The organism is Streptomyces sp. NPDC059994 (assembly GCF_042737755.1).
Taxonomy (GTDB): domain Bacteria; phylum Actinomycetota; class Actinomycetes; order Streptomycetales; family Streptomycetaceae; genus Streptomyces.
The window spans coordinates 18,015-31,563 of the sequence record NZ_JBHWUR010000044.1 but is presented as its reverse complement, the minus strand read 5'-3'; the positions used below and the strand labels follow the sequence as shown (position 1 = coordinate 31,563).

Here is a 13,549-nt window from a genome sequence, read left to right as displayed (position 1 = left end):
GGTTCTCTATCTCTGACCGGTTGTGGGGCCCTTCCCATAACGTTGGGGGGCCCATTTTCCCCGCAATTGTGTGACCCCCCAAACGGGGGGGGGGGGGCCCCCGAAAACCGGGGGCCGCCCCTCACTCGGTTCACGCGCGCGTGGGCGTGGTCAGCGCCTGGTGTAGTTCGGCGCCTCGACCGTCATCTGGATGTCGTGCGGGTGGCTCTCCTTGAGGCCCGCCGAGGTGATCCGGACGAACCGGCCGTTCGTCTGAAGCTCCGGTACGGTCCGGCCGCCGACGTAGAACATCGACTGGCGCAGACCGCCGACCAGCTGGTGGACGACCGCGGAGAGCGGGCCGCGGTAGGGCACCTGGCCCTCGATGCCCTCGGGGACCAGCTTCTCGTCGGAGGCGACGCCCTCCTGGAAGTAGCGGTCCTTGGAGAAGGACTTGCGGTCGCCACGCGACTGCATCGCGCCGAGCGAGCCCATGCCCCGGTAGGACTTGAACTGCTTGCCGTTGATGAAGAGCAGCTCGCCCGGGGACTCCTCGCAGCCTGCCAGGAGCGAGCCGAGCATCACCGTGTCGGCGCCCGCGACCAGGGCCTTGGCGATGTCGCCCGAGTACTGCAGGCCGCCGTCGCCGATGACCGGGACGCCCGCGGCCTTGGCGGCGAGCGAGGCCTCGTAGATGGCGGTGACCTGCGGGACGCCGATGCCGGCGACGACACGGGTCGTACAGATGGAGCCGGGGCCGACGCCGACCTTGATGCCGTCGACGCCCGCGTCGATCAGGGCCTGGGCGCCGTCGCGGGTGGCGATGTTGCCACCGATGACGTCGACGCCCGCCGCGTTCGACTTGATCTTGGCGACCATGTCGCCGACCAGCCGGGAGTGGCCGTGGGCGGTGTCGACGACGATGAAGTCGACGCCGACCTCGATCAGCGCCTGGGCGCGCTCGTAGGCGTCGCCCGCGACACCTACGGCGGCGCCGACCACGAGCCGGCCGCCCTTGTCCTTGGCCGCGTTCGGGTACTGCTCGGCCTTGACGAAGTCCTTGACCGTGATGAGGCCCTTGAGGATGCCGGCGTCGTCGACGAGCGGCAGCTTCTCGATCTTGTGGCGGCGCAGCAGCTCCATCGCGTCCACACCGGAGATGCCGACCTTTCCGGTGACCAGCGGCATCGGGGTCATGACCTCGCGCACCTGGCGCGAGCGGTCGGACTCGAAGGCCATGTCGCGGTTGGTGACGATGCCGAGCAGCTTGCCCGCCGGGTCGGTGACCGGCACGCCGCTGATGCGGAACTTGGCGCACAGCTCGTCGGCCTCGCGCAGCGTCGCGTCCGGGTGGACCGTGATCGGGTCGGTCACCATCCCGGACTCGGAGCGCTTCACCAGGTCGACCTGGTTGGCCTGGTCCTCGATCGAGAGGTTGCGGTGGAGGACACCGGCGCCGCCCTGGCGGGCCATCGCGATGGCCATGCGCGCCTCGGTGACCTTGTCCATCGCCGCGGACAGCAGCGGGACGTTCACCTTCACGTTCTTCGAGAGGTACGAGGAAGTGTCGATCTGGTCGGGCGCCATGTCGGACGCGCCCGGCAGCAGCAGCACGTCGTCGTACGTCAGCCCGAGCATCGCGAATTTGTCGGGCACTCCGTCGACGTTTGCAGTCATGACACCTTCCCCATGGCCTTGATCGGTGCGGATGTCCATGCTAACGGGCTGGCGCGGTGTCTCATTCCATGAACAAGATCAACCGAATTCTTTGGACGTTCACACGTACGTGAGGTGAGGCCGGGCGCGCGAAAGCGCGGCTGCGCGCGTGACGGCGCGAAGTTGCGCGTCCGGCGGCCCCCGCGCACCGGATGGCATCAGCGCGCAACCCCGGTGGCATCACGGCCCACCGGGTGACGTCACTGCTCGGCGAGCGCCCTCAGACGGCTGAGCGCCCGGTGCTGGGCGACCCGGACCGCGCCCGGCGACATCCCGAGCATCTGGCCGGTCTCCTCGGCGGTGAGGCCGACGGCGACCCGCAGCACCAGCAGTTCGCGCTGGTTCTCCGGCAGGTTGGCGAGCAGTTTCTTGGCCCACGCGGCGTCGCTGCTGAGCAGTGCGCGCTCCTCGGGGCCCAGCGAGTCGTCGGGCCGCTCGGGCATCTCGTCCGAGGGCACCGCCGTGGAACCCGGGTGGCGCATCGCGGCCCGCTGGAGGTCGGCGACCTTGTGCGAGGCGATGGCGAACACAAAGGCCTCGAAGGGCCTGCCGGTGTCCCGATAGCGCGGCAGCGCCATGAGCACGGCGACGCAGACCTCCTGCGCGAGGTCCTCCACGAAGTGGCGAGCATCACCCGGCAGACGGTTCAGCCGGGTGCGGCAGTAGCGCAGTGCGAGCGGATGAACATGGGCCAGAAGATCATGCGTGGCCTGTTCGTCGCCGTCGACGGCACGGTGAACGAGTGCACCGATCACCGTTGGCTCGTCGTCGCGCATCGATCCATGGTGCCCCGGCGTCGCAGAATCCGTGGCACCGCGTCCATAGTTGTGCACCGAAGCGTTATGAGCAGGTGCGCCGGAAGTCATCTCCTGCGCCCTCCCCTCCCGCTCGACCGACTCGTCCCCGAGGAACTCCACACCTTCAAGGATGCGGCATCGCGCGCGAAGCGTCACACGCCGCTCCACGGAGCAGGGGGTCGGACCCGTCCGCCGACAACGGACGGGGATCCGGCCGACCACTCCGCGGGCAGGTCAGCGCACCAGCCCCCAGCGGAAACCGAGCGCCACCGCGTGCGCCCGGTCCGAGGCGCCGAGTTTCTTGAACAGCCGCCTCGCGTGCGTCTTCACGGTGTCCTCGGAGAGAAAGAGCTCGCGCCCGATCTCGGCGTTGGACCGGCCGTGGCTCATGCCCTCAAGCACCTGGATCTCGCGCGCGGTGAGCGTGGGCGCCGCGCCCATCTCGGCCGAGCGCAGTCTGCGCGGAGCCAGCCGCCAGGTCGGATCGGCGAGCGCCTGCGTGACGGTCGCGCGCAGCTCCGCCCGCGAGGCGTCCTTGTGCAGATAGCCCCGGGCCCCGGCGGCGACGGCGAGCGCCACCCCGTCGAGGTCCTCGGCGACCGTCAGCATGATGATGCGGGCGCCGGGGTCGGCGGACAGCAGCCGCCGGACGGTCTCCACGCCGCCCAGACCGGGCATGCGTACGTCCATCAGAATGAGGTCCGAGCGGTCGGCACCCCAGCGGCGGAGGACTTCCTCGCCGTTGGCCGCCGTCGTCACACGCTCGACGCCCGGCACGGTCGCTACCGCACGTCGGAGCGCCTCTCGGGCAAGCGGGGAGTCGTCGCAGACGAGGACGGATGTCATGGCCGCCCTCCGCAGCTGATGCGCGTCACCTTGAGCCTCCAGGCTGGTTACGTATCGTCACCTGTGCGATTGACGCTCTCGGACAGCTGCCCGAGCGCTTGTTCTTTCAACCGCTCCGCACTCTCAACGACGGTCACTCGAAAGAGTTACGGGTCGGACGGGGGCCTTCGGCACTCTACGTGAGGAAGCGTGTGCGCCGGGCGCGCATCGCGGGTTGCCCGTCCTTCGCTCGGAGGTATGCCCCATTTAGCGGCTTTTCTTCCCTTTTTCTGGTGTCTGTGGCTAGATTCGCAATGAGTCATATTTACATCTACTTACACCGTAGATGTACGTTCGTCGGTACACCCCAGTGATCCGGGGTACCCGGCCCATCCGCCTCAGGCACGGCTTCAAGGGGACATGAGCAATGGCAGATTTCTCCCGCCTTCCCGGACCGAACGCCGATCTGTGGGACTGGCAGCTCCTCGCCGCATGCCGCGGGGTCGACAGCTCCCTCTTCTTCCACCCGGAGGGCGAACGCGGCGCGGCCAGGAGTGCGCGCGAGAACTCGGCGAAAGAGGTGTGCATGCGCTGCCCGGTACGCGCCCAGTGCGCGGCGCACGCCCTGGCGGTCCGCGAGCCCTACGGAGTGTGGGGCGGACTCACGGAGGACGAGCGCGAAGAGCTGATGGGCAGGGCACGCAACCGGCTGGTGACGGCGGCGAGCGCGGGAGCGCTGGGCGAGCGGGGCCACGGCTGACGCAGGCCGCGCCCGAATTCGCAGAAACGTTCCTGCGCCGTATGGCGCAGCACCGGACAACAGCACCGGACAACAGCACCGGACAACAGCACCGAAGACAAGATCGCCGAGCAGCAGCGGCGGGGCAGCAGCGCGGAGGCATCCTTGAGGAGGCCGCGGGAGGCCGCTTCCCGCGGAGTGGCGCGCGCCCGGACGCCCGCCGGCGCTCAGTTGCGGGCGGCGGCTCCGGCCAGCTGGTCCAGGGTGGCCGCGACGGCCGGGACCCTGGCCAGGTCGGGCAGCGTGAGCGCGACGATCTCGCGCTCCACGGCGGGCTCCACCGTGACCGTACGGGCGCCCTTGGGGCGCACCGAGGCGATCGCCAGCTCCGGCAGCACCGCGACCCCGAGCCCCGCCCCGACCAGGCCGATCACCGCCGGGTAGTCGTCCGTGGCGAAGTCGATGCGCGGGGTGAAGCCGGACTCCTCGCAGACGTCGACCAGTTGACGCCGGCAGCGCGGGCAGCCCGCGATCCACGGCTCGTCGGCGAGGTCGCGGATGTCGACCGTGCCGCTCTCGGCCAGCCGGTGGCCGTCCGGGAGGAGCCCGACCAGGCGGTCGATCAGCAGCGGCCGTACGACCAGGTCGTCCCACTCCTCCGCGGTGGCCGCCCCGTACCGGAAGGCGAGCGCGATGTCGCAGTCGCCCTCGCGCAGCATCTCCACCGAGCGCGGCGGCTCGGCCTCGACCAGGGAGACCCGGGTGCCGGGGTGGGCGGCGCGCAGCGCGGCCAGCGCGCTGGGCACCAGGGTGGAGGAGCCGCTGGGGAAGGAGACGAGCCGGACCCGGCCCGCGCGCAGGCCCGCGATGGCCGCGATCTCCTCCTCGGCGGCAGTGAGGCCCGCGAGGATGCCGGAGGCGTGGCGCACCAGGACCTCGCCGGCCTGGGTGAGCCGGGTCTCGCGGCCGGTGCGGATGAGCAGCGGGGTGCCCGCGGACGCTTCGAGGGCCTTCATCTGCTGGCTGACGGCGGGTTGGGTACAGCCGAGCTCGCGCGCGGCGGCCGAGAAGGAACCGGTGGCGGCGACGGCACGCAGGACGCGGAGATGACGGGCCTCGATCACCCTCCGAGCATAAGGGGTGCTTGGGGATCTTGCGGGATACTGCGTAGCTGCTTTGAGACAGTTGGGGTTAGCGTTGCGCCCCATGAAACTTCTGTCTGTGAACACGGGGCGCGCCACGGTCGTCGGGTACACCGACGCCGAGGGCGGTCTCACCGGCATCGGCAAGCGCCCGGTGGAGGGCTCCGTACGGATCTTCCGGCCCGGCCCCAAGGGCGTGGGCGCCAGCGGTGTCGAGGGCGACGACGTGTGCGACAGCCGCCACCACGGCGGCGACCACCAGGCCGTCTACGCCTACGCGCGCGAGGATCTCGACGCCTGGGAGAAGGAGCTGGGCCGCGAGCTGCCCGGCGGGATCTTCGGCGAGAACCTCACCACGTACGGCATCGACGTCAGCGACGCCCGGATCGGCGAGCGCTGGCGGATAGGCACGGACGTGGTCCTGGAGGTCTCCTGCGCGCGCATTCCCTGCCGTACGTTCGCGGGCGCCCTGGACGAGCAGGGGTGGGTCAAGCGGTTCACCCAGGCCGCGGCCCCCGGCGCCTACCTCCGGGTGATCGAGGAGGGCGAGATCCGCGGGGGCGACGCGATCGAGGTCGTCCACCGGCCCGCGCACGAGGTGTCGGTCGCGTTCTGGTTCCGCGCGTTCACCACCGAGCGGGAGCTGATGCCGCACACCCTTGCGGCGGGCGAGGCGATGGCGCCTGAGTCCCACGACAAGGTACGTAAGTACCTGGAGCAGCAGGCCGGCCGGCGGGCTTCCTGACCGGACGGGGCGTCACACCGCTGTCACGTCTGGGCATTAACGTGCGCGTATGACGACTGCACTGATTACGGGAGCGACGGCGGGCATCGGGGCCGCGTTCGCGCGACAGCTGGCCAGGGACGGGCACGACCTGGTGCTGGTCGCCCGCGACGGCAAGCGGCTGCGGGAGCAGGCCACCGAGTTGCACGACCGGCACGGCGTGGAGGCCGAGGTGCTGTCCGCCGACCTGTCCACGGAGGACGGCATCACGGCGGTCGAGGCGCGGCTCGCGGAGCGCCGCAAGCCGGTCGACCTGCTGGTCAACAACGCGGGGTTCGGCAACAAGGGCCGCTATCTGGACGTGTCCATGGCCGACGAGCTCAAGATGCTGAAGGTGCACATCGAAGCGGTGCTGCGGCTGACGTCGGCCGCGACCGAGGGCATGCGCGAGCGCGGGCGCGGCGGGGTCGTCAACGTCGCCTCGGTCGCCGCGTTCGTGCCGCGCGGGACCTACGGCGCGTCCAAGGCGTGGGTCGTGCAGTTCACCCAGGGCGCGGCGCGCGACCTGGCGGGGTCGGGGGTGCGGCTGATGGCGCTGTGCCCGGGCTTCGTCCGGACGGAGTTCCACCAGCGGGCCGGGATGGGCACCGACAACATCCCCGGCTGGCTGTGGCTGGACGCCGACAAGCTGGTGTCGGCGGCGCTCTCCGACCTCGCGCGCGGGAAGACGCTGTCGATCCCGGACCCGCGCTACAAGGCGCTGATGGGTGTGGTGAAGCTGGCTCCGCGCGGTCTCCTGGGCGGGGTCACGTCCCGGACGGGCCGCAAGTACGGCCCGCAGTAAGGCGACTGCCGTCACCGGGCGCGGGCTCGGCGGCGTTGCCGTCGACGGCGAGCTCGGCCGTGGCGCCGTCGCGCCAGGTCACCCGGACCGTGTGACCTTCGACCCGGATACGCGTGACCAGGTCGGACAGCGGGGCCACGACGGCGTCTATCGGCGCTGGTACCTCAACTCCCTGCTGTACGCGGGCGGGGGCGCGCTCGTCTGCGCGCTGATCAGCGTCGCCGCCGGGTACGCCTTCGACAAGTACCGCTTCCGGGGCAAGGAGAAGCTGTTCGGGGTGGTCCAGCTCGGCGTGCTCGTGCCGTCGACCGCGCTCGCGCTGCCGATGTATCTGCTCGCCAGCAAGGCGGGGCTGGTCAACACCTACTGCTCGGTGCTGGTCCCCGTCCTGGTGAACCCCTTCGGGGTCTACCTCTCCCGGGTGTTCAGCGCGAGCCATATCCCCGACGAGGCGCTGGAGGCGGTGCGGATCGACGGGGCCGGCGAACTGCGCGCCTGCTGGTCGATCGGGCTCCGGATGGTCATGCCCGGGTTCGTCACCGTGTTCCTCTTCCAGTTCACCGCGATCTGGAACACCTTCTTCCTCCCCCTGGTGATGCTCTCGGACCAGAAGCTCTTCCCGCTGAGCCTCGGCCTGTACGCGTGGAACTCCAACACCCACGCCGAGCCCGCCTTCTACCCCCTCGTCGTCACCGGCTCCCTCCTCGCCGTCCTCCCCCTCGCCGTCCTCCCCCTCGTCGTCGCCTTCGTCGCCCTCCAGCGGCACTGGAAGGCGGGCCTCACGGCGGGCAGCGTCAAGTGACCGGACGGACGCACAGCCGGTTACCCATGGACAACGCCCCCGTGAGGAGCCCGAGTTCCACCATGCACCACGCCACTGACAACCGCCCCGCCGTCCTCCTCGCCATGGGCCCCGGGATCGCCGAGCGCCTGCTCGCCGAGCGGCACCGCGCCCGCCTGGCCGCGCTCGCCCGAACCGACCCGTACCTCGTCGCCCATGAGCTCGTCGCGCCCGCACCGGCCGTGGCGGCGGCGCTGGCCGAGGCCGAAGTGCTGCTGACCTGCTGGGGCGCGCCGCCGCTCACCGCTGAGGTGCTGGCCTCGGCGCCACGGCTGCGGGCCGTCGTGCACGCCGCCGGGTCGGTGAAGCACCACATCACCGAGGCGTGCTGGGAGCGGGGCATCGCGGTGACCTCGGCGGCGGCGGCCAACGCGCTGCCGGTCGCCGAGTACACGCTGGCCGCGATCCTCTTCGCGGGCAAGCGCGTCCTGGCCTCGGCCCAGCGGTACGCGGAGCTGCGCGCCCCGCACGACTGGCTGCGCGAGGGCGACGGCACCGGCAACTACCACCGGACGGTCGGCCTGGTCGGCGCCTCCCGGATCGGCCGCCGGGTGATCGAGCTGCTGCGCCCCTTCGACTTCCGGGTCCTGCTCCACGACCCGTACGTAGCTGCGGCCGAGGCGGCCCGGCTGGGCGTCGAGCTCGTCGCCCTGGACGAGCTGTGCGCCCGCAGCAGCGTCGTCTCCGTCCACGCGCCGCAGCTCCCGGCCACCGAGCACATGATCGGCGCCCGTCAGCTGGCCGCGATGCCGGACGGGGCGACCCTGGTCAACACCGCGCGCGGCTCCCTGGTGGACGGGCCCGCCCTGCTCGGCGAGCTCCTCTCCGGCCGCCTCCATGCCGTACTGGACGTCACCGAGCCCGAACTCCCCTCCCGCGAGAGCCCGTTGTACGACCTGCCCAACGTCCTGCTGACCCCGCACATCGCCGGGTCGCTCGGCAACGAGCTGCACCGGATGGCGGACCTGGCGCTGGACGAGGTGGAGCGGTTCGCGGCCGGGACGCCGTTCGCGGACCCCGTCCACGCGGCGTCCCTGCGCCACTCGGCCTGAGCGCGACCGGCTCGGCCGCCCCACACCAGTTCGGTCAAATCACACTAAAATGGACGCATCTCACCTGGCCCGCAGCACTGGGAACCGCAGCACCGGGAGACGCCATGAAATTCGCACAGATAATCGACTTCAAGACCGAGCACTTCGACGACCTGGACCGGCTCATGGACCGGTGGGTCGAACAGACCAAGGGCAAGCGGACCGCCACGCGCGGCCTCATCGGCAAGGACCGCGCCGACGGGTCGCACTTCGTCGAGGTCGTCGAATTCCCTTCGTACGACGAGGCCATGGCGAACTCCAAGCTCCCGGAGACGAACCGTATCTTCGAGGAGATGGTGGCTCTCTGCGACGGCATGCCCACCTTCACCGACCTCGATGTGGTCCGCGACGAGCAGTTGAACGCCGCAACTGTCCGCCGGTTCTTCCACGAGATCGCCGTCGGGGGCAACCTCGACGCCATCAACGAGGTGTTCGCGGCCGACTACGCCGACCACGACATCATCAAGGACGAGGAGACCGTCGTCGGAGCCGACGTCATCCGCAGCGACGTCAGCGGGTGGCGGGAGGCGTTCGACTTCACCTTCTCGCTCGACCGGCAGATCTGCGAGGGCGACGACGTGGTGACGCTGTGGACCTGGACCGGCACCCACAAGGGCGACTTCATGGGCATCGCGCCCACCGGCAAGGTGTGCACCATGACCGGCACCACGGTCTTCCGCTGCAAGGACGGCAAGATCCAGGAGGGCTGGTGGCACGAGGACGCGCTGGGCCTGATGAAGCAGCTCGGAGCGGTCTGAACCTCGGAGCGGTCTGAACCTCGGAACGGTCTGAACCTCGGCGCGGCCTGAACCTCGGCGCGGCCTGAGCCTCGGAGCGCTCCGACCGACGCCGAAGGCCCCCGTCCCCGGGAATCCCCGGGGGCGGGGGCCTTCACACGTCGTACGACGTCAGCGCGTCACAGCAGGTCAGTGGCTGTGGCCGTGACCGTGACCGGCGTCGCCCTCGTCCTCGGCCGGCTTCTCGACGACCAGGGTCTCGGTCGTGAGCAGCAGGGAGGCGATGGAGGCGGCGTTCTCCAGGGCGGAGCGCGTCACCTTGACCGGGTCGATGACGCCGGCCTTGACCAGGTCGCCGTACTCGCCGGTGGCGGCGTTGAAGCCGTTGCCCTTCTCCAGCTCCGCCACCTTCGAGGTGATGACGTAGCCCTCAAGACCGGCGTTCTCGGCGATCCAGCGCAGCGGCTCGACCGCGGCGCGGCGGACGACCGCGACACCCGTGGCCTCGTCGCCGGTCAGGCCGAGGTTGCCCTCCAGGACCTTGACGGCGTGGACGAGCGCGGAGCCACCACCGGAGACGATGCCCTCCTCGACCGCGGCGCGGGTCGCGGAGATGGCGTCCTCCAGACGGTGCTTCTTCTCCTTCAGCTCCACCTCGGTGGCGGCGCCGACCTTGATCACGCACACGCCGCCGGCGAGCTTCGCGAGGCGCTCCTGGAGCTTCTCGCGGTCCCAGTCGGAGTCCGTGGACTCGATCTCGGCCTTGATCTGGTTGACGCGGCCGACGACGTCCTCGTGGCTGCCGCCACCGTCGACGACGGTCGTGTCGTCCTTGGTGATCGTGACGCGGCGGGCCGAGCCCAGCACGTCCAGACCGGCCTGGTCGAGCTTGAGGCCGACCTCCTCGGCGATGACGGTGGCACCGGTGAGGGTGGCCATGTCCTGCAGCATCGCCTTGCGGCGGTCGCCGAAGCCCGGGGCCTTGACGGCCACGGCGTTGAACGTGCCGCGGATCTTGTTGACGACCAGGGTCGACAGGGCCTCGCCCTCGACGTCCTCGGCGATGATCAGGAGCGGCTTGGAGGCGCCGGCCTGGATGACCTTCTCCAGGAGCGGCAGCAGGTCCTGGATCGAGGAGATCTTGCCCTGGTTGATCAGGATGTACGGGTCGTCGAGGACGGCCTCCATACGCTCCTGGTCGGAGACCATGTACGGCGAGAGGTAGCCCTTGTCGAAGGCCATGCCCTCGGTGAACTCCAGCTCCAGGCCGAAGGTGTTGGACTCCTCGACGGTGATGACACCGTCCTTGCCGACCTTGTCCATCGCCTCGGCGATGAGCTCGCCGACCTGGGTGTCCTGCGCGGAGAGCGCGGCCACGGCGGCGATGTCGGACTTGTCCTCGATCGGACGCGCGGTGGCGAGCAGCTCCTCCGAGACGGCCTTGACGGCCGCGTCGATGCCCTTCTTCAGGGCGGCCGGGGAGGCGCCGGCGGCGACGTTGCGCAGGCCCTCGCGGACCAGCGCCTGGGCCAGCACGGTGGCGGTGGTGGTGCCGTCACCCGCGATGTCGTTGGTCTTGGTCGCCACCTCCTTCACGAGCTGGGCGCCCAGGTTCTCGTACGGGTCGTCGAGCTCGACCTCGCGGGCGATCGTGACACCGTCGTTGGTGATGGTGGGGGCGCCGAACTTCTTGTCGATGACGACGTTGCGGCCCTTGGGGCCGATCGTCACCTTCACAGTGTCGGCAAGCTTGTTGACGCCGCGCTCAAGGGCGCGACGGGCGTCCTCGTCGAACTTCAGGATCTTCGCCATGGGAGCGGTTCAGCCCTCTCGGAAACTCGGTGATACGAAAACTGCGCCCCTCGCCGCCCGGCTGTCAGCAGGGTGGCCAGGGGCGCAGCTCAGAAGCATTCGCTTCGAGATGAATTACTTCTCGATGATCGCGAGCACGTCGCGGGCCGAGAGGACGAGGTACTCCTCGCCGTTGTACTTCACCTCGGTGCCGCCGTACTTGCTGTAGAGCACGACGTCGCCGACGGAGACGTCGAGCTCGACGCGCTTGCCGTCCTCGATCCGGCCCGGACCCACGGCCAGGACGACGCCCTCCTGGGGCTTCTCCTTGGCGGTGTCCGGAATGACCAGGCCGGAGGCCGTGGTCTGCTCGGCGTCGAGCGGCTGGACCACAATGCGGTCCTCGAGCGGCTTGATGGCAACCTTGGAGCTGGCGGTCGTCACGATCCGGTCTCCCCCTTCGGAGATCTCACGGGGTTAACTGTTTGGGTGGCGACCAGGTGGATCCGTCGTCGCGGGTGCCGGACCTGCCCGTCGCTGTGTTGGCACTCTCCAGTGGGGAGTGCCAGACCTGAGACTAGGGCGGCGATTAGCACTCGGTCAAGCGGAGTGCCAAGCGGACGGCTGTGGCGACCGGATTTCGCAGGTGCGGCGCGGCCTCTTCGCCGGGCGCGCCCGACTCCCCCTTCGAGCTCCCTCCAAGCCCCCTCCAAGCCCCCCGGCCCGGGCCCGACGGCGAAGTCACCCATCTGGTTCGCCCCTCCCCCTGTGGACTTCGCGACACGGCTCGTTTCGGAAAAACCATCGCCATCCAGACGAAAGGGTCCCTAGGGTCGGGCCGATGAGGACGATGCGTACGGGTACGGGAACGGGGCCCCGCACGGACGGCGACTTCGACGACGGCCACCGTGAGGCCGGGCCGGGGCGGGCGCTCGCGTCCGCCCGCCGCCGCACCGAGGCGCTGCTGCTGGCGCTGGTCGTGGTCGTCACGGTCGGCGGCCATGCCTGCGTGTCGGCGGCGATGACGGGCGGGCTGCCGCGCGCCACGGCCGAGTTCGCGGTCAGCATGACGCTGATGTCACTGGCCGGGCATCTGACCGTACGCAGGTTCGCGGCGTACGCGGACCCGCTGATCCTGCCCCTCGCGGTGCTCCTGTCCGGACTGGGCCTGGTGCTGCTCTACCGGCTCGACCCGGCGTACGCGAAGGCGTTCAAGTCGGCGCCCACCGCGTCGGGGCAGCTGGTGTGGACGGTCATCGGGCTCGCGGGCTGCCTGCTGACCGTGGTGCTACTGCGCGACCACCGGCGCCTTCAGCGCTACATCTATGTCTCGATGGCGGTAGCGCTGGTCCTCCTGATGGCACCGTCGTTCTTCGGGGCGGACACGTACGGCGCGAAGCGGTGGGTCTACCTCGGCCCGTTCTCGCTCCAGCCCGGCGAGTTCGTGAAGATCATGATCACGGTGTTCTTCGCGGGCTATCTGGTGGTCCACCGCGACGCGCTGGCGCTCACCGGCCGCAAGGTCCTGGGCGTCCGGCTGCCGCCGGGCCGCCAGATGGCGCCGCTGGTGGCGATCTGGGTGCTGAGCCTGCTGGTGCTCGTCTTCGAACGCGACCTGGGCACGTCGCTGATCTTCTTCGGGCTCTTCGTGGTCATGCTGTACGTGGCGACCGAGCGCACCAGTTGGGTCGTGTGCGGGGTGCTGATGGCGGCGGTCGGGGCGTACGTCGTCGGCTCGACCGAGCCGCACGTCAAGGGCCGGATCGTGGCCTGGCTGCACCCCTTCGACGTCTTCCTGCCGCTGGATCAGCGCCCGCCCGGCCTGGTCTCCGACCAGCTGGCGCAGGGGCTCTTCAGCTTCGGCAGCGGCGGGATGACCGGCACGGGCCTCGGCGAGGGCCACCCCGAACTGGTCGGCTTCGCGGGGCGCAGCGACTTCATCCTGACCACGGTCGGGGAGGAGCTGGGCATGGCCGGGGTGATGGCGGTGCTCCTGCTGTACGGACTGCTGGTCCAGCGGGGCCTGCGGACGGCCCTGGCGGCCCACGACGCGTTCGGCAAACTCCTGGCGACGGGTTTGGCGGCGGCGCTCGCGCTCCAGGTGTTCGTGGTGGTGGGCGGGGTGACCGGCCTGATCCCCCTCACGGGCAAGGCGCTTCCGTTCCTGGCCAAGGGGGGATCGTCGCTGGTGGCGAACTGGGTGATGATCGCGTTGCTGATCCGGGTGAGCGATGGGGCGGGGAGGCGGCGGGCGTCTGGGGGTGCGGGGTGATGCGGCTGGGGGGGCGGGGTGATGGGGCTGCGGGTTGTCTGTGGCTGGGCG

Annotated in this window: 13 protein-coding genes; 7 read left to right on the top strand and 6 right to left on the bottom strand. The window is 70.3% G+C overall.

What is annotated here, in order from left to right; genetic code table 11:
- Positions 1 to 150: 150 nt before the first annotated feature.
- From guaB to ACFWA7_RS21955, 3 genes are all read right to left on the bottom strand, one after another.
- Entirely contained in the window at positions 151 to 1,656 is a 1,506-nt protein-coding gene (gene guaB / locus ACFWA7_RS21965) for an IMP dehydrogenase (RefSeq protein ID WP_385544853.1), read from the bottom strand.
- Positions 1,657 to 1,895: 239 nt separating this feature from the next.
- Positions 1,896 to 2,471 carry a sigma-70 family RNA polymerase sigma factor gene (locus ACFWA7_RS21960; RefSeq protein ID WP_371654246.1) on the bottom strand — a complete coding sequence of 192 codons (576 nt, stop codon included), beginning with the start codon at positions 2,469 to 2,471 and terminating at the stop codon, positions 1,896 to 1,898.
- Between the two features lie 255 nt (positions 2,472 to 2,726).
- Positions 2,727 to 3,338, bottom strand: a complete 612-nt coding sequence (locus ACFWA7_RS21955; RefSeq protein WP_003948568.1) for a response regulator transcription factor — start codon at positions 3,336 to 3,338, stop codon at positions 2,727 to 2,729.
- Positions 3,339 to 3,744: 406 nt separating this feature from the next.
- Here ACFWA7_RS21955 and ACFWA7_RS21950 point away from each other — a divergent pair, with 406 nt between their 5' ends.
- Positions 3,745 to 4,077 carry a WhiB family transcriptional regulator gene (locus ACFWA7_RS21950; RefSeq protein ID WP_385544849.1) on the top strand — a complete coding sequence of 111 codons (333 nt, stop codon included), beginning with the start codon at positions 3,745 to 3,747 and terminating at the stop codon, positions 4,075 to 4,077.
- 206 nt (positions 4,078 to 4,283) lie between these two features.
- On the opposite strand, the gene ACFWA7_RS21945 is transcribed toward ACFWA7_RS21950, so the two are convergent.
- Positions 4,284 to 5,180 (bottom strand): LysR family transcriptional regulator, encoded by an 897-nt coding sequence (locus ACFWA7_RS21945; RefSeq protein WP_385544846.1) that lies wholly within the window; start codon positions 5,178 to 5,180, stop codon positions 4,284 to 4,286.
- Between the two features lie 82 nt (positions 5,181 to 5,262).
- Between ACFWA7_RS21945 and ACFWA7_RS21940 the strand changes: the two genes are divergently transcribed.
- The 5 genes from ACFWA7_RS21940 (at position 5,263) to ACFWA7_RS21920 (ending at position 9,456) form a co-directional block, all read left to right on the top strand.
- On the top strand, positions 5,263 to 5,943 hold the full coding sequence (locus ACFWA7_RS21940) for an MOSC domain-containing protein (protein ID WP_385824668.1): 681 nt from the start codon (positions 5,263 to 5,265) through the stop codon (positions 5,941 to 5,943).
- Positions 5,944 to 5,992: 49 nt separating this feature from the next.
- Complete coding sequence (locus tag ACFWA7_RS21935) at positions 5,993 to 6,766, top strand: SDR family NAD(P)-dependent oxidoreductase (protein WP_385824666.1); 774 nt, start codon at positions 5,993 to 5,995, stop codon at positions 6,764 to 6,766.
- Positions 6,767 to 6,857: 91 nt separating this feature from the next.
- Complete coding sequence (locus ACFWA7_RS21930) at positions 6,858 to 7,568, top strand: carbohydrate ABC transporter permease (protein ID WP_385824664.1); 711 nt, start codon at positions 6,858 to 6,860, stop codon at positions 7,566 to 7,568.
- A 62-nt stretch (positions 7,569 to 7,630) separates the two neighbouring features.
- Complete coding sequence (locus ACFWA7_RS21925; RefSeq protein ID WP_385544835.1) at positions 7,631 to 8,659, top strand: hydroxyacid dehydrogenase; 1,029 nt, start codon at positions 7,631 to 7,633, stop codon at positions 8,657 to 8,659.
- A gap of 104 nt (positions 8,660 to 8,763) precedes the next feature.
- Positions 8,764 to 9,456 (top strand): ester cyclase, encoded by a 693-nt coding sequence (locus ACFWA7_RS21920; RefSeq protein ID WP_385544832.1) that lies wholly within the window; start codon positions 8,764 to 8,766, stop codon positions 9,454 to 9,456.
- A gap of 168 nt (positions 9,457 to 9,624) precedes the next feature.
- Here ACFWA7_RS21920 and groL read toward each other — a convergent pair whose 3' ends face one another.
- The gene (groL, locus tag ACFWA7_RS21915; RefSeq protein WP_385824662.1) at positions 9,625 to 11,247 is read right to left on the bottom strand and encodes a chaperonin GroEL; all 1,623 of its coding nucleotides are present in this window, start codon (positions 11,245 to 11,247) and stop codon (positions 9,625 to 9,627) included.
- A gap of 114 nt (positions 11,248 to 11,361) precedes the next feature.
- Positions 11,362 to 11,670, bottom strand: a complete 309-nt coding sequence (gene groES / locus ACFWA7_RS21910) for a co-chaperone GroES (protein WP_344075001.1) — start codon at positions 11,668 to 11,670, stop codon at positions 11,362 to 11,364.
- Positions 11,671 to 12,067: 397 nt separating this feature from the next.
- On the opposite strand from groES, the gene ACFWA7_RS21905 reads away from it, so the two are divergent.
- Positions 12,068 to 13,498, top strand: coding sequence for an FtsW/RodA/SpoVE family cell cycle protein (locus ACFWA7_RS21905; RefSeq protein ID WP_385824660.1), 1,431 nt, complete (start codon positions 12,068 to 12,070; stop codon positions 13,496 to 13,498).
- The last annotated feature ends 51 nt before the right edge of the window (positions 13,499 to 13,549 follow it).